The following is a 19,895-nucleotide window of genomic DNA, read 5'->3' on the forward strand; positions in this document are numbered from 1 at the left end:
CCTAGGCCTCTTCTTCCGCTTCCTTCTCTTCGCGTTTTTTCTCGACGAGCCGTACACAATAGATGGAGACTTCGTAGAGAAGCAGAGTGGGAAGTGCAAGACCGATCTGCGAAATCGGGTCCGGAGGTGTTAAAATTGCCGCAGCAGCAAAGGCTGCAACAACAGCGTATTTACGCTTTCCCTTAAGAGACTCTGAGGTTACCAGACCGGCGCGACCCAAAAGGGTCAACACAACCGGAAGCTGAAACACCAGACCAAACGCAAAGATAAGCACCATCACAAAGCTCAGGTACTCGCTCACGCGTGGCAACATCTCAATTGAGGCCTGCCCGTCCATGCCCATCTGTTGCATCGCAAGGAAGAAACCCATCGCCATTGGCAACACAAGGTAATAAACCAGCGCCCCACCAATCACGAACAAAATCGGCGTCGCAATAAGGTATGGAATAAATGCACTGCGCTCATGCTTATAAAGCCCTGGCGCCATAAACATGTAAATCTGCCCTGCTAGAACAGGAAAGGCCACAAAAAGCGCACCAAACAGTGCAAGCTTCATCTGGGTAAAGAACCACTCATGTGGCGCAGTATAAATCAGACGAACTTCAAGGTTCTCACCGGCAGCCTGTTCAAAAGGAAGCACGAGAAAATTGAAAAGATCATTTGAAAAATAGAAGCAAACCGCAAACGCAATAGAGATCGCGATTACCGACTTCATCAGCCGAGAACGCAATTCGATCAGGTGTTCGATCAATGGCGCGCGCGAATCTTCAACTTCGTTATCACTCATAAATAGCCGCCCTAGCTTTCATCTTTGCTGGAAGGAGTGCTTGCGGCACTTTCTTTGGCTTTCTGTACGGAAGCCAGTTCTGATGAAGAAACAACCTTTTTCTCAGAAACTTCAGCTTTTACAGGAGCGCTTTTCGAAACAGATTCAGAAGCCGTGCCCTCACTGAGCGAGGATTTCACTTCGTTTTCTGTCTTGGTCAAACCTTCCTGAAGTTTCGCTTTTTCTTCCTCAAGGCTTTTCTTCAAATCGCCAAGCGGATTGAAGTTCTGCGCTGCATCGGCCTGCTTGCGCATTTCGTCGATGCCAGACTGCTTTTCCGCTTCCTTGACAGCATCATTCAACGTGGACTGAAATTCGCCAGCCATACGCCGCACGCTGCCGATTGTGCGCCCGATTGTGCGCAACATACCCGGCAGTTCTTTGGGGCCAACCACCAAAATGGCAACCACAGCAACAAGGAGCAGCTCTGTCCATGCGATATCGAACATAAAGAGGCCGTTTCGTTTTTGTCGTCTACGACAACCTCAAAAAAGTCTCATAGACAACACAGTGCCGGTTATCGGCACATCCACTAGGGAAAGACGTAGCAACCATACCACAAGCTACGATTAAACCGACTTTCCCTAAACAATTTGCATCGATCCCATAAAAGAACACTTAGTCCTTTTTAGCGGTGTCCTCAGCTTTTTCCTGAGCATTCACGCTCTTGCCTGGTGCATGATCGATCACTTTAGGATCTTCATCTTTTTCTTTAGCTTCCGCAGCATCGTCGCTTAGACCTTTTTTGAAGCTGTTGATGCCCTTTGCAACATCACCCATCAACTCGGAGATCTTACCTCTTCCGAAAAGCAGAACTACGACAACCGCGATGATGACAATTTGCCAAATACCAATTGAGCCCATCAACCAAACTCCTTAAGAACTCTGAACCATGTTTTGAGAAGACACTACATCCCCTAGATACTAATAGGTAGTATCTATAGGAATTACCCACTATGATTTACTGCAGTCTCTTGCCCAAAAACCAAAACATTCTCTGCATCTATACACAGATCTATGACATTTTCTGGGTAGAATTGTAAGACATCCCTCGTACGAATACGTAGCGGCTGTATTAATCCATCAACTTGTACGTCCAAAAGGTCAGCCTCACCTGCCATTGCACGTGAAACTACTCTGCCTTTGAACTGCCCCGCACCATGACATACCTTTAAGTGATGAGGTCTTATACATAAGGTCGCATGAGACCCTTCTTCAAGGTCCGCATTAGGAAAGTTCCCGATAGGCGTGACAAGCCGGCCACCTTCAACTTTTCCGGGTATCTCATTGAGGTCAGAAAAGAATTTGGCTGCAAACAAACTATTGGGGTGGAAATAGATTTCTTCTGGCGACCCCAGCTGCACCACCTCTCCGTTGCGCATCAGCGCAATGCGGTCACTCACACGCAGGGCTTCTTCCGGGTCATGCGTGACCACGACAGCTGTTGCACCTTGCTGCTTGATCATTTCAAGAGTTTGCGCGCGCACACTATCGCGTAACCGGCTATCAAGACCTGAAAACGGTTCATCCATCAGCAAAGTGTGCGGGCGCGGCGCCATCGCACGCGCCAATGCTGCGCGCTGCTGCTCACCGCCAGAAAGTCCATGCGGATAATCTTCCGCATACCGGTCAAGCCCGACCATCTCCAAGGCATCACGGGCCCGCGTTTCAGCAACATCTCCCCCTAAATCGGAAAGACCAAACTTCACGTTATCTAGAATCGTTAGATGCGGGAACAGCGCGTAGTCCTGGAACATGAGCCCAACGCCGCGCTTTTCCGGTGGTAGAAAGTTGCGCTCATCAGCAACCACTAAGCCGTTGATGCGAACACTTCCGTGCTGCTGACGAACAACCCCGGCAGCAATGCGCAGCAATGTTGTTTTTCCGCAACCAGAGTGCCCCAACAGGCACAACACTTCCCCGCTTTGCAAAGAAAGCGAAACACCGCGAACCGCAGGTAAGTCCCCATAATTATGGTAGATATCGTCAAACACCAGCCGCTCTGGCGCTGCAACCTTCCCTGGCTCCATTTGTCCCTCTTCAAATTCACAGGATGAACGAACAATTGCTCGGCACTCCTGCATGTGTTTATTTTTCTCCGGCGTCTTCTTCAAGTGCGCCAGTTGTAAACATTTCACTTTCTTCCAGAGGATCTTCATCCTCAGTCAGATCAAGACTGTCATCGGGTGCTGGCACATGAAAGCTGGCAGGAATAGCGCTATCAAGCAGCCCCGCCCCCTTCAACTCTTCCAGACCTGGGAGATCCTTGATGGTGTCCAGACCAAAATGATCTAGAAAATCAAAAGTCGTTCCGTAGGTAACAGGACGCCCCGGTGTTCTGCGACGACCACGCATGCGCACCCAACCCGTTTCCAAAAGCACATCCAATGTGCCTTTAGAGGTAGAGACCCCGCGAATATCTTCAATCTCCGCACGGGTCACAGGTTGGTGAAAAGCAATAATTGCAAGCGTTTCTAAAGCCGCACGCGACAAGCGACGCTGTTCAACCGCCTCGCGGTACAAAATGAACGATAAATCTTCTGCCGTGCGAAACGACCAACGATCCTCGGTGGATCGCAACTGAACACCGCGCTTGCGATAAAACGCCCGCAACCGGTTGAGCGCACCACGAATATCGCGGCCTCCTGGAATCCGCTTGGAAAGCTCAGCAAAACTCAACGGCTCAGCGCTCGCAAAAATCAATGCTTCGACCATGCGCTCTGTTTCCAAAAGCTCACCAGCATCAGTGGCCTCAACCACCTCATCTGCAGCAGGACTGCCCAAAGGATCAGATGCCTTGCTCATGACAACACAACTTCCTTTTCCTGCGAGGTTGCGGCGCTCTCATGAGCTTCCGCCTCATCTGGCGTGCGCTGTGAGGCTCGCACATATATTGTTTCAAAGGGCCCTGACTGCTGAATATCAATCACCCCTTCGCGTACCAGTTCCAAACTTGCTGAGAACGCAGAGGCCATAACTGTCGTCCGCTCCTGCGGGTCTTCAAGATACACCATCAAAAATCGCTCAATCGGCGTCCAAACTGCAACCTGCCCAACAAGGCGGTTCAAAATCTCTCGTGCGTCCTGCAGTGACCACACCTGCCGTTTTTTCACATAGACAGATGTGACTGAATTGCGTTGACGCTGCGAGGCATAAGCCATCAGCAAATCATAAAGCGTTGCAGTCCAAACACTGCGGCGCTCAACAGAGACGGTCTCAGGCGCACCGCGTGCAAACACTTCGCGCCCCAAACGAGAGCGCCCCATCAACCGTGCAGAGGCCTCTCGCATCGCTTCCAAACGCTGTAGCCGAAATGCCAGCGCTGCGGCAAGTTCCTCGCCCGTCGGCTCGTCAGTGTCTTTTTGCTGGGGAATAAGTAGACGGGACTTCAGGTAGGCAAGCCACGCCGCCATAACCAGAAAATCAGCAGCCAGCTCCAAACGCAACCGGCGTGCTTCACGCACAAAATCAAGATATTGCTCAGTCAATGCCAAAATCGAGATCTTGGTGATATCGACCTTTTGACTGCGTGCAAGGCTAAGTAAAACATCAAGCGGGCCTTCAAACCCATCCACGTCCACGAGCAAGTTAGGCTCACCAGTCGCAGGCTGCTCAATGCCCCCTGCGTCTGCCAATGCATCCTCTACCTGCTCCATGGCCTCAATGTCACTCAAGCATCAATCCTTCTTGCAGCAGCACACAGCTCATCAAACTCTGTGCGCAAATGCGTTTCATCCCCGTTAAACACCTGAGTATTTCGAGCCATAGCAGCCTCAAGTCGTTCAAGACGCTTACCATTGACCTCTGGCACACAGGCTGCAACCTGTTTCATCTCGTCCAGCTCACCATTGCAGTGCAAAACAAGATCACACCCGGCTGCAACGATCTTCTCCACGCGTCCCTTCAGGTCCCCGCCCAAAGCTTTCATGGAGATATCATCACTGATCAACACACCGTCAAAACCAATCGCCTCACGGATAACCCGCTGAATAGCATGGGAAGATTGCGTAACAGGATGATCTTTATCAATCTCACTAAAGACGATATGGGCCGTCATACCCATCGGGCAGTCGCGCAAATGCTGAAAAGGTAAAAGATCCCTCGCCTCAAGCTCCTCCAGCGTGCAACTCACCCGCGGCAAAGATAGGTGGCTATCCACAAGTGCGTGTCCATGCCCAGGCATATGCTTCATCACAGGCATCACCCCAGCAGCCAAACAACCATCCATAGCAGCGCGGCCCAAGACACTTACAAGCTGCGCATCACAGCCATACGCCCGCAACCCGATAATGTCACTGGCCCCGTCCACTGGCATATCAAGGCATGGAATACAGTTCCCTGAAAGACCAAGGTCCACCAGATCAAGCCCAATCAACAAAGCATGAAGGTAAGCTGCGCGTTTTGCGCCCGCTTCATCCTGACGATAAAGCCGCGCAATTTCACCAGCAGCTGGATAAACCGGCACATGAGGAGCGCCAAAACGCTGAACCCGTCCGCCTTCCTGATCAATGAAAACAGGAGCATCCGCGCGGCCCACGGCCTCGCGAAAATCGTCGCAAAGCCGGCGAATCTGGCCAGGCGTTTCCATATTGCGTGCAAATAAGATCAGACCAACAGGGTTTTGGTCGCGAAAAAAGGCTTTATCCTCAGCGCTAAGCTCAGGCCCGAAACATCCAGAAATGAACGATTTTAAAAACATAGCTAGAGCTGGTAGCTTGACGCAAGGTGTGCGTCAAGCTCCAAAGCCATTTAGTTCCGGCGAACGTAACAGTCACCGCCTGAGGCTTTAAATTCGCCGCAGAAAGTATTTGCACTGGTCGGTCCGTCAAACGGAACCTGAATGCGGTAGTAAACACCCTTATCACCCAGATCAGCGCGTGTAATCACAGGTGTGACGAGCGCCATCAGGTTGGGATAACGACGATTGTAAGAGCGGATTTGCCCTTGTGCCTGATCAACTGTACGCACCGATGCAACCTGCACAATGTAGGTTCCACCAGGAATCTCGCCAACCACTCCATCACCTGGCACCGGCGTAGGAGCAAGTGTCTGTGGGTTCACAGAGGCACTTTGTGTACCCTGACTACCAGTCAGATTAAGTGGCGCATTACTGACCTGCGACGTTGGCTGAGCCTGCAATGGAGCCAATTGGCTGGATTGCACACCGCCACTCGTTGCAGACGCAACAACATATGGCTTGGACTGTGGTACAACGCTCACACCCAGCAATGTATTGCGGGTTTCAGTTGCGCTCGCAACTGGAGCATTAGCGAAGGCATCTTGCAAACTGGTTGGTGTTGCCTGCTGGCTTGCACTTTGTGTTTCGCCCGGCAACGGAGCCCATTGACCAGTATTGGCTGCAACGGCTGGCGTTGTCGTGCCAGTCGCGCCTTGCGGATTACTGTTACGAACCGTGCTGGTTACAATGCGCGGCTGCGCATCTGCAGAAGCGATGGAACCGGTACCTTCACGCTGCACAATGGTTCCGTCAGGCCGTACAATAACAGTGCGAACTTTCTTCGGCGGGTTCACTTCAAACACATTGCTCTTGGCAGTATCTGTATCGCTAGAAGCAGGTGGCAATGGTGTTACGGACGCGTTTTCGCGCTGTATCATCTTCTCGCCGCTTGCCGCTTGCGTTGCCTCTTGCGGAGAAAACACCTTAGCCTGATCGTTCTTAGGTTGATCAGAAGCAGCTGGAACCTCTTTCATTGGCGAGGCATCAGCACGAATAACCGGTGGTGGTGTCGCATCACCGCCAGAGCCACCAAAATCAAACAGGAACAGGCCAGCTCCGCCAACAACGACCACTGCACCAATCAAGGAAGCGGCCATCAGGCCCTTGCGCATACCAGCACCGTGTGTTGTCTGCTCGTCCTCAGGCACATCAACAGAAACCCGCGGCACAGCTTGGGGCAATACACCGCCATCGAGGCTTGGGTCTTCATTGCGCATTGCCTGAGCAACGGCATCAAGATCATACCCACCAGGAGGCGGAGATTGATCATCACTCGGCTTAACCGTAGAACTTAATGCAGCCTGATGAGCAGCCTCAGTCTGTGCTAACTTCTCAGCAGCAGCAGGCCATGACATTTCATCCAAAGAGGAGTCATTGGTCACACTCTCATCGAGCTGCCACGCATCATCACCCTCATTTGCGAAGGGATCGACTTCTTCAGCGGCAGTCTCAAAGCCTGCGCTCATGCGCTCAAATTCATTCAGCTCCGCAGCAACTCCCGGCGCCAGCTCAGGCTCAGGGTCTTGTTCGGGCTCCTGCGCAATTTCATCGGCAAAGATGTCATCAACGCTCTCTTCAATCGTTTGCGCCAAATCCGTCTGGGAATGCAGCTCATGGGCAGACCCGCCAGCGCCTTGCTGCAGGTCCTCTTCAAGGCTGAATTCGGCTAGCAATGCATTTTCAAGATGCTTGGACTGTATGAGTGCTTCCTGCCCAGAAGAAGGGGCAGAAACAGGCTCGCTATCCAGATCAGCGCCGGTATCTATGGCAAAGGCCGTCAAATCCGGCTCAAACGCCACTTCATCGGCAACAACAGGCGCCATATCATCATGCGTGCCCCGCAATTGTGGCTCAGCAACAGCCTGCACAGGTTGAGTAGCAGCAGCGCTCGCACGCTCAGCAGCGCGCTCAGCACGCCACTTGTCATAATCATTTTGTGACAGCTCGTTGAGGGCCTTGGGCTCTGTAGAAGCCGCCTCTTGAGCCAGAGCTGCAGGAGGAGCAACAGGCTCAGGAACTGGCTCTGCCGCCATCATCTGCGGATGCTCAACACGGTTGCGCTCAAGGCGCTCGCGCAGTGTTGGTTCAGGACGGGCGTCTGCAACCTCGAACTCTTCAAGCTCTGGTGCCGCCCGGCTGACAGTTTGTTGCGGGCGCGGCGTTTGCTCACGCTCCACCTGCAACTGATTGAGCGAAGCAACGAGGCTCTCTTCAAGATCACGAGAGAGAATATCACCCATCTCGGCCTCAGCAGAAACCTCATCTGAAGCCGCAAACTGTGGCTCATGCACTGGTTCATGAGACACAGGCGGTGCAACTGGCGCAGCAGCCAGCGGCTCAGGCGATTGCCCAGCTTTTGGCACTGGCGGTAGATCACTCACATAATCAACAGGATCCACATGCGCACCCGATGGTGCGACAGCAGCGCTCAAGTCTGCAAATGGATCGGATTGCCCCATTGGCGCAGATGCCTTGGGCGCGGCAAAAATCGCATCCAGAGCAGCAAAAGAATCTTGAGTTTGCGAAGGCTCGTGGGCATCAGCTGCACCCACTGAGAAATCGTTGGTCTGCGCAGTAAATGCGTTATCAGACCCATAGTCGGCCTCACCACCTGCACTGTGGTCATCACGTGCTGGGTACAGCGGGCGCTCTGGTAGACGACTTTCGGCGCGAGAACCTGTTCGGCCAGCGGCAGCAGTGCTTTCGCCGACAATTCTGGCAAGTTCTACAAGCGGATCTTGATCGCCTGCCCACTGTTGCGGTTCATCGCCTGCCGTTTGTCTGGCAGAAACCTCACCCGGTTCCGGATACTTGGAGCGATTAGTCATTGCAGCGGTGTTATCCCTTAAATAAGAGGCTCGCAATCCCCACCGCGAACCTCCAGTACTCTATCAACTATGCTCAGGCGCTAGCGCATTTCATTTGGTGCTGTGACGCCCAAAACATTGAGGCCAGAAGCAATTACCTGTGAAACTGCATAGACTAACGCGAGTCGAGCTTTGGTTAATTCTGGCGTTTTATCATTAATAAAGCGTAATTGCGGCTTTTCCTTGCCTCGAGACCAGTGGCTGTGAAGCGCATTGGCCAGCTCATAAAGGTAAAACGCAATGCGGTGTGGCTCGTGATTTTCCGAGGCACCCTCTACTATTCTTGGCCATTGAGCCATCTTTGCAATCAGGGCGAGTTCACCCTCATCTTCAAGCTGTGTAAAATCTGCAGACTGCAATTCAGAAGCTGTATTTGAGAACCAATCAAGCTCCCCAGCAGCCTGACGCAGCACAGATTGACAACGGGCATGACCATACTGAACGTAGAAAACCGGATTGTCTTTTGACTGCTCTTTCACCTTGTCAAAATCGAAGTCCAGCTGCGCATCGTTTTTACGATAGAGCATCATAAAGCGTACCGCATCCACGCCCACCTCTTCAACCACATCGCGAAGGGTGATGAAATTACCAGAGCGCTTGGACATTTTGAACTCTTCGCCGTTCTTGTACAGCTTCACCAGCTGACACAAACGCACGACAACCTCTACATCACCGCCGGAAATCGCATTACCGATCGCTTCCAGACGCTTCACATAGCCGCCATGGTCGGCACCGAGGATAAAGATGACCTCTTTGAACCCACGCTCGATCTTGTCACGCATGTAAGCAACGTCAGCTGCAAAGTAGGTGTAGCTGCCATCAGATTTCACCAGCGCACGGTCGCTGTCATCCCCATAGTTGGAGGAGCGGAACAAGGTCTGTTCACGGTCTTCCCAGTCATCAGGCACTTCGCCTTTTGGTGGTGGCAAAGTACCGTTGTACACCAGATCACGCTTGCGCAGCGCATCCAGCGTCAGGTCAATAGCCTTCCCCTGACCATGCATGGTCTTTTCTGAGAAAAACACGTCGTGCTTAACATTCAAGGCGCTCAGATCTTCACGGATCATATCCATCATCTTATCGACGGCATAATCTTTGAGCAGAGCATGGCGCTCACCCTGATCCATGTCCTTCAGGCGCTCGCCATATTCCTCTGCCAGCGCCTTGCCGACCGGAATAAGGTATTCGCCCGGATAATAGCCTTCAGGGATCTTGCCAATATCCTCACCCAGCGCCTCGCGGTAACGCAAAAAGGCGGAGTTTGCTAAAGTATCGATCTGAGAACCGGCGTCGTTAATCACATATTCGCGGGTCACATCGAAGCCAGCAAACTGCAACAAACTGGCCAGCGCATCACCAACGACAGCACCACGTGTATGGCCCACATGCATAGGTCCGGTCGGGTTTGCAGAAACATATTCCACATTCACCTTCAAACCACCGCCGCTGGTACCAGCGCCAAACTTATCACCTTTAGCAACAACATCTGCGAGCACGCGTTCCCACAAAACTTTATTCACGCGAATGTTGATGAAGCCAGGTCCGGCAACATCAACAGCATCAACTTCACTGTCGGCGCGCAGGCCTTCCGCAATCTTTTCAGCAAGATCACGCGGCTTCATCTTCAGCTGTTTAGCCAGCACCATGGCAGCATTGGTTGCCAGATCGCCATGAGCAGCATCCCGAGGCGGTTCAACAGTCACACGTCGGAGATCCAGCTCCGGCGCGTCAGCAGCAAGGTCAAGGCCCTTGACTACACTGTTTACCCTTTCGGCGAAGTCTGCAAAGATGTTCATTTTTAATAGCCTAGTTTGACAGGTCACAGGGAGTTGCGAGCTAAGACGTCGCTGTAACTCCCTTAGATTAAGAGTGTATAAATTGGCGAATTACCCCAGTTCTGGGGTATCGTCAAATAGTCGTCGATGTTCGTCAATGGCATAACGGTCCGTCATACCTGCGATAAAGTCGCAGACCCTGCGGGCCACCACCTCATCTTTTTCGCCTTTCAATCCCTCACCCCAAGCCTCTGGCATTCGGTCCGGTGCCTCAAAGTAGCCATGGAATAAATCCCGAACCACTTTAGCGACCTGCTTACGAACCTCCAGAACACTATGGTGCCGGTACAGATTGGCGAACAAAAACTCTTTCAACTCGCGCTCTTCTCGCGCCATTTCAGTTGAAAAGGCAATAACAGGACCATTTGCTTCGCGAATATCCCCGCTTTTCTTCGGAGAAAGCTGCTCAATTCGCGAAATACTCTCCGCAATCACGTCTTCGACCATGCCGGTGATACATCTGCGGCCAATTTCGTGAATGCGCCTTGCATCTTCAAGACCGGGATATTTCAGCTCCAGCTCATCCAAAATACGTTTTAGATAAGGCACCTCTTTCATAGCCTCAAAGGTGAGCAAGCCCGCACGCAAGCCATCATCCAGATCATGGGCGTCATAGGCAATATCATCAGCAATGGCTGCAACCTGTGCCTCTGCACTTGGCCACGACCACAACAACAAATCCTGTTGCTTTGCATATTCTCTAACAGCAAACGGCAGCGGCTGACCTGCAAGCTTCCCACACGGCGCGCCGGAGCGATCCGTCAGCGGCCCATTGTGTTTCACCAGACCTTCCAGCGTCTCCCACGCCAGATTAAGCCCGTCGAACTCCGCATAACGCCGCTCAAGATCAGTTACGATCCGCAAGGATTGAGCATTATGGTCAAACCCGCCATACCCAGCCATGCAAACATGCATCACATCCTCCCCCTCATGACCGAAGGGGGTATGGCCAAGATCATGGGCAAGCGCCAGACATTCTGCCAGATCCTCATCCAAACGCAGAGCCCGGGCCAAAGACCGCGCGATCTGCGAAACCTCGATCGTATGAGTTAAGCGGGTTCGGAAGTGGTCACCTTCGTGATACACGAAGACCTGCGTCTTATGTTTCAAACGCCGAAAGGCCGCCGAATGGATGATCCGGTCGCGATCCCGCTGAAACGGCGTTCGCGTCGCGCTATCAGCTTCAGGCATTAGCCGACCAAGGCTGTGTTCAGGATCAACCGCATAATCGGCTCTGGGTTGTGCCCCGTACCCTAACGTCTTGACCAAATTTTATCCCCCACCCGCTATAATCACAAAATCCCCAAGCTTTGGGATGTATTTCTCTCATCACAGCAATGACATAACAGATGTAAAGGCACCGTGAACATCCACCCGCACAAACCAAATGCAATTTAGAAATAAAAACCTATGGAAATTACAGCTTAGAACACTTAAATATTCATAGAGATAATACAAAGATAAAAGCCGCTGCGGATTTTCCCAGATAGCCTTGAAATGAAACCATGACCGAGCAGATGACCCAGACCCCAGAAAATACAGTTGCTTTGACAGACAATGCTGCAAAACGCGTTGCTCAAATTCTCTCAAAGGAAACTGATGGCAGCATGCTTCGCATCTCTGTTGAAGGCGGAGGCTGCTCCGGGTTTCAATACAAATATGACATCGTCAAGGAAAAGGAGGAGGACGACCTCGTCCTGGCCAAACTTGGCGCAACCGTTTTGATCGACAGTGTCTCCCTGCAATACATGGCTGGTTCACAAATTGACTTCATCACAGACATCATGGGGCAGTCCTTCCAAATCACCAACCCACAGGCCGCTGCTGGGTGTGGGTGTGGTACAAGCTTCTCCATCTAATTTACGTCAGGTTTGCAGCACGGGAATAACTTTGCGGGGCCAAAAGCCTCGCATTCAGATCAACGCAAGAATCCCGTAATCCGCTCAAACCAACGCACATTTCCGCGCAAACACGTTTATCCTCCTCTGGCATCACCAGTTATACCCATCCACACCCGGTTTCCGTGCTTGCCTTGCTCCCAGCGCATGCCATGTTAGAACCGTTTAACAATCAAATTCAACGGCAGCATATATCTGCTGTTTTGTGAAAGGGAGACCCGATGAAAATCGCAAGCTGGAACATTAATGGCGTCAAAGCGCGGTTAGAAACGGTTCTCAAATGGCTGCAAGAAGAGCAGCCTGATGTCGCCTGTTTTCAGGAAATTAAATCGGTTGATGAGAATTTCCCACGCGCGCCCTTTGAAGAGCTCGGCTACAATCTGGAAACCCACGGCCAAAAAGGCTTCAACGGTGTGGCAATCTTGTCCAAACGCCCGTTTGAAGAGGTAAACCGCCGCCTTCCGGGCGATGACGAAGACGAGCAAGCCCGCTACATCGAAGCTGTCATTGCTGGAGACAACGAACCAATCCGGGTCGGCTGCCTCTACCTGCCAAATGGCAACCCTGTTGAAACAGAAAAGTTCCCCTATAAACTGCGCTGGATGGACCGTCTTCACAAGCATGCTCAAGAGCAGCTCAAAAAGGAAGAAGCCTTCCTATTGATCGGCGATTACAACGTCATTCCTGAGCCGGAAGACGCAAAAAAGCCAGAGGCTTGGGTCGGTGACGCTCTTTTCCGCCCAGAAAGCCGCCAACGCTTCCGCGCCCTGCTCAACCTCGGCTTTACAGAGGCCGTACGCGCCACCAACAGCGCCGCTGGCACCTACACGTTCTGGGATTATCAGGCCGGGGCTTGGCAGCGCGACAACGGCATCCGCATCGACCACCTGCTGCTCTCTCCAGAAGCAGCCCGTATAATGCAAGGAGTAGGCATCGACAAGCACGTGCGCGGCTGGGAAAAACCCTCTGACCACGTCCCTGTTTGGGTTGAGTTGACCGCATAACCCCTTCCTCGTAGCAAAAACATTCAAAGTCTGAAAGGGCATCCTATGGCTTGGCAACCAGCTGAAAACCGCTATGACACCATGAAGTACAACCGCTGCGGCAAGAGTGGACTCAAGCTGCCAGCCATCTCGCTCGGACTTTGGCAGAACTTTGGTGAAACCAAATCGCATCAAAGCAAACGCGAAATGTGCCGGACCGCCTTTGATCTGGGCATCACGCATTTCGATCTGGCAAACAACTACGGCCCGCCCCCTGGCGGCGCTGAAACCGCATTTGGCGAAATTCTGCGCACCGACTTTGCTGGATACCGCGATGAACTCGTAATCGCTTCCAAAGCAGGCTATGACATGTGGCCCGGCCCCTACGGCGAATGGGGTAGCCGCAAGTACCTCATAGCAAGCTGTGACCAGTCTCTAAAACGCATGGGACTGGACTACGTGGACATCTTTTATTCCCACCGCTTCGACCCGGACACACCGCTGGAAGAGACCATGATGGCGCTCGACCAGATCGTCCGTCAGGGCAAGGCGCTGTATGCTGGCATCTCCTCTTACAACACCAAGCGCACCAAAGAAGCGACAAAAATCCTGAAAGAGCTGGGCACCCCTTGCCTCATCCACCAACCAAGCTATTCCATGCTGAACCGCTGGGTAGAAGAGGATGGCCTGCTCGATACGCTCGAGGACGAAGGCATTGGTTCCATTGTTTTCTCCCCACTTGCACAGGGCATGTTGACCGGCAAATATCTAAATGGGATTCCGCAGGACAGCCGCGCAGGTAAATCAGCATCATCCTTGAATGAGACTTTCCTGAGCGAGGCCACACTCAAGAACATTCACGCGCTCAACGACATCGCTCAAAGTCGCGGTCAGACCCTTGCTCAAATGGCACTTGCATGGGTCTTGCGCGGCGGCCGCGTCACCTCCGCCCTGATCGGTGCAAGTCGCAAAGAACAAGTGATTGATTGCGCCGCAGCAATCAACAACCTGGACTTTACCGCTGAAGAGCTTGCTGCAATCGATCAGTACGCGATCGAAGCAAACATCAATCTTTGGGCCCAGTCCGCTGAACGCAAAGGCCCTGCGCGTAGGAAAAAGAAATAAGTAAAGTCGCCAAGGCGGGGCGCGTGCCTAGGCCCGCGCCCCGAACGACTGATAAAGTGCAAGGCCATTTCAGAGCACTTAACGCCCTGAAATAAGATGATCTCATCATCCTATGACAAATGCGATAGCTCTCAGTGTGGTCCAGTTTGGACCTGATAAGGGTTGCCGCAAAATTCCAAAAATTCGTGGAGCCTGACCAATGCTTGAACACCTTCACACACCATGCCTGCTGTTAGATGAGACGGTGCTACGAGCAAACATCAAAGGCATGGCGGATCGTTTTAAGCAGATCGGCGTTCCACTCCGTCCGCACTTTAAAACCGCTAAATCCATTGAGGTCGCCCGCATCCTTCAGGACCACGGTGCAAAAAGCTGGACGGTCTCCACACTGAAGGAAGCCGAGTACTTATCCTCTGCCCACTTTAAAGATATCCTCTATGCCGTCTCCATCGTACCGCAGAAGATGGAACAGGTAATGGCATTGAGCCGCAACGGCGCTCAAATGGCAATTTGTTTAGACAGCCCAGAAATGGCTGATCAAATTTCATCTATGAAGTTAGATGGCCCTGCCCCTAAAGTGTATTTGGAAGTGGATGTCGATGGCCACCGCACCGGTGTGACCACCCATGACCAACGCGCCATAGAAACCGCGATAATTCTCTCACGTGCCAAAAATCTTGAATTTGCGGGCCTCATGGCACACGGCGGTGGCGTCAGCTATGCCGCAAATGGCAAAGCAGAACTGGAAGCCGCCGCTGAGCAGGAACGAACCACCACTCTTAGTGTAAAGGCAATGCTGCAAACTGCAGGTATTGCCTGCCCCCATGTAAGCATAGGCTCAACACCGACTGCCCTTTTCGGCACTTCATATGAAGGCGTAACAGATGTGCGCGCTGGTGTTTACATGTTTCAAGATGTGTTTCAGGCAAACCTGGGCATGTGCGCTTTGGAAGATATTGCGGCAACAGTCCTCGCCACAGTCATCAGCCACGCCCCGCACCTCAACCGGATTGTGATAGATGCTGGAGGCTTGGCAATTTCCAACGACCGCTCCTGTGCGACCCAACGCAACGATTGCGGTTACGGCTTTCTAAGCGACGTGGACGGCTACGTTGATCCGTTGCTCTATGTCGAAGGTGTCAGTCAGGAACACGGCTACATCACCACCCGCGATGGCAGCTCCCTTCCCTTCGAGCTTTACCCACTCGGCTCCCAGCTGCGTGTTCTGCCCAACCATTCTTGCATGACTGTTGCAGCCTATGAGGGCTATAATCTGATCAATGGCAACCACGAAGGCCAATGGTGGGATCGTTGTAATCGCTGGTAGGTCAACCCCAAAAATCAAAAGACCACATCACGTCTCATTGATAACACCAGATTGTCGCACTACGAATTTGAATAGAAACCGGTTTTTCCGTTTCGCCCCCACTGAACCATCCGTGGATATCACCAAAACCGGCTCCGCAAGTGTGTCCAAATTGAGTCTTTTTGTCTCTGCCAAGCCCCTGATTGGTGCCGAAAACCGGATTTTCCACTCCTCTCACTAATATTTCAAAGCTCGCATGGCAGCTATGCAATTTGCCAATATCTACATTATACTTACTATAATGTACCTAGACGCGCCCTATGTATAATTACCACCAGATGATCTTCCGCTTCCTCAAACGTAACAGCGGCCCGAACTGTTGATTGTTATTTCTCTAATGAATTCAAAAGACTAAAACCACAGCGCCAACCATTGAACTCAGCGCAACCATCAACTGTCAGATCACGAAATACAATCGATCTGACCCGAACAAAAATGTATGCATTTGTATAAAGAAGCCTTGCATTTTTTGCAGACCTGCTGGCCAGTCACAAATTGACATGGATCAAGATATGAGCACTCGCAAAGCTTACAGTTAAGGTCAACAAGCACTGGACGCAAGAAAGCGTAACCCACTGCAAGTTCTTGATATTTACTTGCAGAAGTACCGCAAAATTGCACTAATGATGAAGGACCTGAAAATGGGTATTCACCAAAACGTTGACACAGCCAACGCCGACACTCTTCCATTCTTGAAAGACGACGGACCCAAGGCTTACGCCGGTTTCAAAAAGGGTGACTGGAACAAAGAAATTGATGTACGCAATTTCATTCAGCTCAACTACACCCCGTATGAAGGTGCTGACGACTTCCTTGCCGGCCCAACTGCTGCAACAACCAAACTCTGGGACAACGTTCTTGAGTTGATGAAAGAAGAAAACAAAAAAGGCGTTCTCGACGCTGACACTGAAGTTGTTTCTTCTATCGTTTCTCACGCACCAGGCTACATCAACAAAGATCTCGAAAAGATCGTTGGTTTGCAAACCGACGCCCCATTGAAGCGCGCTTTGATGCCTTACGGCGGCCTGAAAATGGCAGCAGCCGCTCTGGAGAGCAATGGTTACAAACTTTCAGAAAAAACCGCTGAGGTTTTCTCTAAGCACCGCAAAACACACAACGACGGTGTGTTCGATCTTTACACTCCGGAAATTCGCCGCGCTCGTTCCGCTGGCATCGTAACCGGCCTTCCAGATGCTTATGGCCGTGGCCGCATCATCGGCGATTACCGCCGCGTGGCGCTGTACGGCATCGACAAGCTGATGGAAGACAAGAAAGCACAGCATGCTTCTCTGGACGGCAACGTCCTGAATGAAGAAACACTGCGCCTTCGTGAAGAAATCTCAGAACAGTACCGCTCCCTCGCTGAACTGAAGGAAATGGGCGCTGCACACGGCTGCGACATCAGCCGCCCTGCAGAAAACGCTCAAGAAGCTATTCAGTGGCTTTACCTCGGCTACCTTGCTGCGATCAAAGAGCAGAACGGTGCAGCCATGTCTCTGGGCCGCACAACCACCTTCCTTGACGTTTACATCCAGCGCGATCTGGACAAAGGCATCATCACGGAAGATGAAGCACAAGAACTGATGGATCACTTCGTCATGAAGCTCCGTATGGTTCGCTTCATGCGTACTCCAGATTACAACGCGCTGTTCTCTGGCGATCCGGTATGGGTAACTGAATCCATCGGTGGCATGGGCGTCGATGGCCGCACATTGGTCACCAAAAGCTCCTTCCGTGTTCTGCAGACCCTTGTGAACCTCGGCCCTGCACCAGAACCAAACCTGACCGTTCTGTGGTCCGAGCATATGCCTAAGGGCTTCAAAGACTACTGCTCAAAGATCTCCATCGAGACCTCTTCTGTTCAGTACGAAAATGATGACCTGATGCGTCGTTACTGGGGTGATGACTACGGTATCGCTTGCTGTGTATCTGCAATGCGCATTGGCAAGCAGATGCAGTTCTTCGGTGCACGTGCCAACCTTGCAAAAGCAATGCTTTACGCAATCAATGGCGGCATTGACGAAAAAACTGGCAAACAGGTCGGTCCAAAAGCGCACCCAATCACCGGCGACGTGCTGGAATGGGATGAGCTGGAACCACTTTACGACCAGATGCTCGACTGGATTGCAAAGGTCTACGTTCAGGCGCTGAACTGCATCCACTTCAGCCACGACAAGTACAACTACGAGCGCGTTGAAATGGCGCTGCATGACCGCGACATCCTGCGCACCATGGCATGTGGTATTGCTGGCCTGTCCGTTGTTGCTGACAGTATCTCCGCAATCAAAAACGCGAAGGTCAACATCATCCGTAACGACGAAGGTCTCGCAGTTGATTACGAAATTGAGGGTGATTTCCCTTGCTTCGGTAACAACGATGACAGCGTTGATGTGATTGCAGAAGACATCATGAAGAAATTCATGGGCAAAATCCGCAATCAGCCAATGTACCGCAATGCGACACCGACACAGTCTGTACTGACCATCACATCCAACGTGGTGTACGGTAAGAAGACTGGCTCTACTCCGGATGGACGTAAAGCAGGTGAACCATTTGCACCGGGTGCAAACCCAATGCATGGCCGTGACCAGAAGGGCGCAGTGGCTTCTATGAAGTCTCTCTGCAAACTTCCTTACGAAGACAGCCAGGACGGTATCTCCTACACCTTCTCCATCATCCCGGGCGCACTGGGCAAGGATGAAGCTGAACGGATCGACAACCTGTCCCACCTGCTCGACGGTTACATGCATGACATGGGTCACCACATCAACGTGAACGTGTTCGACCGCAAGACCTTGGAAGATGCAATGGAACATCCTGAGCTGTACCCACAGCTCACCGTTCGTGTCTCCGGTTACGCCGTGAATTTCATCAAGCTGACCCGTGAACAGCAGATGGATGTGATCAACCGTACATTCCACGGTCAGCGCTAACAGCACTGGGCCAACGGTCAGCGCTGATAACGCTAACCTCTCAATCTCCAAGACAAGGCGCGGGACTTAGTCCCGCGCCTTCTTTGCTGCGACAAATCCGCTGAAACGTGCTCCAATTGCTAAAAATGAGTGCGACAGGAGCGCACATGCGCCGAAAATGAATGGCTGCGTTGCACAATTTCATCTTTAAAAACAAGGTCAAAGACCTTACTTTTAAAGCATTATAAAAAGCAGAAGCGGCTAGAGGAAAAATCCTCACTCCCTATCAAAAACAGGCCGCTCGCAAACAATGATAAAGGACGCCAGCCATGCAAGACACCATGGGCTATGTTCACTCAGTAGAAACAGGCGGAACGGTAGACGGTCCGGGTCTGCGCTACATTGTGTTCACCTCTGGCTGTCCGCTGCGCTGCCTGTACTGCCACAACCCGGACACTCTCAAGCTGAAAGCTGGCAAACAATCCTCCGCCTATGAGCTTTTGAAGGACATCTCCACCTACCGCACCTATTTTGAAACTGGTGGCGGCGGCCTGACCGTGAGTGGCGGTGAACCTATGGCACAAAAAGAGTTCCTCAAAACTCTTTTATGGGGCTGTAACCAGATGGGCGTTCACACCACCGTAGACACATCCGGCTACCTGCACGCCAACCTCGATGACGAAACCATCGACATGGCAGACCTCTACCTGCTCGACATCAAGTCCTGGGTACCGGAAACCTACAAGAAGGTCACCGGCGTTGAAGTTGGCCCAACCCTTGAGTTTGCAAAGCGTCTGGAAAAGATGGAAAAAGACGTCTGGATCCGCTTCGTGCTGGTACCGGGCCTCACAGACGCCCCTGAAAATGTTGAAGGCGTCGCAAAGTTCGTCTCCGAGCTTGGCAACGTAAAGCGCGTTGATGTGCTGCCCTTCCACAAAATGGGCGAACACAAGTGGCAATCCATGGGCAAAGCTTACCAGCTCAAAGACACACGCGAGCCGACAGCAGAAGAAACCGAAGCAGCCAAAGAAACTTTCCGCAACTATGGGCTCGACGTGCATTAAGCACTGACCCTTCAAAAAGTATAGAGCGGTCAGCGCTGCTCTCTACAAAATCACTCTTCACTATGCAAATCGTGACAAGGCTTCTCTTTAAAGAAACAGAACAACAACAATAGGCAGAAGCAGCTGCCAAAGTATTGACCTCACCGCCTACACTGCCGTGATACCCGCTCCCTCAACATTACCCTGCGTCTGAACCTTCCATAGGAAGCCAACAAACGTTTGGTGACCCACCGCAGTTTTCTTTAAAACCACTTCGCAAACGACCCGAACGGCATGGCCCT

General features: G+C 51.9%; 16 protein-coding genes. 6 read left to right on the forward strand and 10 right to left on the reverse strand.

Annotation, left to right across the window (positions count from 1 at the left end; translation table 11 throughout):
- Window position 1: 1 nt before the first annotated feature.
- From tatC to BMZ51_RS17365, 10 genes are all read right to left on the reverse strand, one after another.
- The gene (gene tatC, locus BMZ51_RS17320; RefSeq protein ID WP_068005753.1) at window positions 2-787 is read right to left on the reverse strand and encodes a twin-arginine translocase subunit TatC; all 786 of its coding nucleotides are present in this window, start codon (window positions 785-787) and stop codon (window positions 2-4) included.
- 11 nt (window positions 788-798) lie between these two features.
- A complete protein-coding gene (gene tatB, locus BMZ51_RS17325; RefSeq protein WP_068005755.1) occupies window positions 799-1,275 on the reverse strand; it encodes a Sec-independent protein translocase protein TatB in 477 nt (158 codons plus the stop codon).
- A 169-nt stretch (window positions 1,276-1,444) separates the two neighbouring features.
- Complete coding sequence (locus BMZ51_RS17330) at window positions 1,445-1,690, reverse strand: twin-arginine translocase TatA/TatE family subunit (protein WP_068005756.1); 246 nt, start codon at window positions 1,688-1,690, stop codon at window positions 1,445-1,447.
- An 83-nt stretch (window positions 1,691-1,773) separates the two neighbouring features.
- The gene (locus BMZ51_RS17335) at window positions 1,774-2,856 is read right to left on the reverse strand and encodes an ABC transporter ATP-binding protein (protein WP_068005799.1); all 1,083 of its coding nucleotides are present in this window, start codon (window positions 2,854-2,856) and stop codon (window positions 1,774-1,776) included.
- A gap of 58 nt (window positions 2,857-2,914) precedes the next feature.
- On the reverse strand, window positions 2,915-3,631 hold the full coding sequence (gene scpB, locus BMZ51_RS17340) for an SMC-Scp complex subunit ScpB (protein ID WP_068005758.1): 717 nt from the start codon (window positions 3,629-3,631) through the stop codon (window positions 2,915-2,917).
- On the reverse strand, window positions 3,628-4,500 hold the full coding sequence (locus BMZ51_RS17345; protein WP_068005760.1) for a segregation and condensation protein A: 873 nt from the start codon (window positions 4,498-4,500) through the stop codon (window positions 3,628-3,630). The genes scpB and BMZ51_RS17345 overlap by 4 nt, the downstream gene beginning before the upstream one ends.
- Entirely contained in the window at window positions 4,497-5,525 is a 1,029-nt protein-coding gene (gene nagZ / locus BMZ51_RS17350; RefSeq protein WP_068005763.1) for a beta-N-acetylhexosaminidase, read from the reverse strand. Before nagZ ends, BMZ51_RS17345 begins: the two co-directional genes overlap by 4 nt.
- A gap of 50 nt (window positions 5,526-5,575) precedes the next feature.
- Window positions 5,576-8,392 (reverse strand): SPOR domain-containing protein, encoded by a 2,817-nt coding sequence (locus tag BMZ51_RS17355; protein WP_068005764.1) that lies wholly within the window; start codon window positions 8,390-8,392, stop codon window positions 5,576-5,578.
- An 80-nt stretch (window positions 8,393-8,472) separates the two neighbouring features.
- Window positions 8,473-10,227: an arginine--tRNA ligase gene (argS, locus tag BMZ51_RS17360; protein ID WP_068005765.1), complete on the reverse strand. Its 1,755-nt coding sequence runs from the start codon at window positions 10,225-10,227 to the stop codon at window positions 8,473-8,475.
- 90 nt (window positions 10,228-10,317) lie between these two features.
- Window positions 10,318-11,535 carry a deoxyguanosinetriphosphate triphosphohydrolase gene (locus tag BMZ51_RS17365; RefSeq protein ID WP_068005767.1) on the reverse strand — a complete coding sequence of 406 codons (1,218 nt, stop codon included), beginning with the start codon at window positions 11,533-11,535 and terminating at the stop codon, window positions 10,318-10,320.
- Window positions 11,536-11,783: 248 nt separating this feature from the next.
- Here BMZ51_RS17365 and erpA point away from each other — a divergent pair, with 248 nt between their 5' ends.
- The 6 genes from erpA to pflA all read left to right on the forward strand — a co-directional run bounded on the left by erpA (window position 11,784) and on the right by pflA (window position 19,614).
- A complete protein-coding gene (gene erpA, locus BMZ51_RS17370; protein ID WP_068005801.1) occupies window positions 11,784-12,125 on the forward strand; it encodes an iron-sulfur cluster insertion protein ErpA in 342 nt (113 codons plus the stop codon).
- 260 nt (window positions 12,126-12,385) lie between these two features.
- Complete coding sequence (xth, locus tag BMZ51_RS17375) at window positions 12,386-13,168, forward strand: exodeoxyribonuclease III (RefSeq protein WP_068005769.1); 783 nt, start codon at window positions 12,386-12,388, stop codon at window positions 13,166-13,168.
- A gap of 45 nt (window positions 13,169-13,213) precedes the next feature.
- Entirely contained in the window at window positions 13,214-14,272 is a 1,059-nt protein-coding gene (gene mgrA / locus BMZ51_RS17380; protein WP_068005771.1) for an L-glyceraldehyde 3-phosphate reductase, read from the forward strand.
- Window positions 14,273-14,471: 199 nt separating this feature from the next.
- Window positions 14,472-15,599, forward strand: a complete 1,128-nt coding sequence (locus tag BMZ51_RS17385; protein ID WP_068005772.1) for an alanine racemase — start codon at window positions 14,472-14,474, stop codon at window positions 15,597-15,599.
- Window positions 15,600-16,279: 680 nt separating this feature from the next.
- Complete coding sequence (gene pflB / locus BMZ51_RS17390) at window positions 16,280-18,571, forward strand: formate C-acetyltransferase (RefSeq protein ID WP_208979553.1); 2,292 nt, start codon at window positions 16,280-16,282, stop codon at window positions 18,569-18,571.
- Between the two features lie 308 nt (window positions 18,572-18,879).
- Window positions 18,880-19,614, forward strand: a complete 735-nt coding sequence (gene pflA / locus BMZ51_RS17395) for a pyruvate formate-lyase-activating protein (protein ID WP_068005774.1) — start codon at window positions 18,880-18,882, stop codon at window positions 19,612-19,614.
- Window positions 19,615-19,895 lie beyond the last annotated feature (281 nt).

This window comes from Pseudovibrio axinellae (assembly GCF_900110875.1).
GTDB lineage: Bacteria > Pseudomonadota > Alphaproteobacteria > Rhizobiales > Stappiaceae > Pseudovibrio > Pseudovibrio axinellae.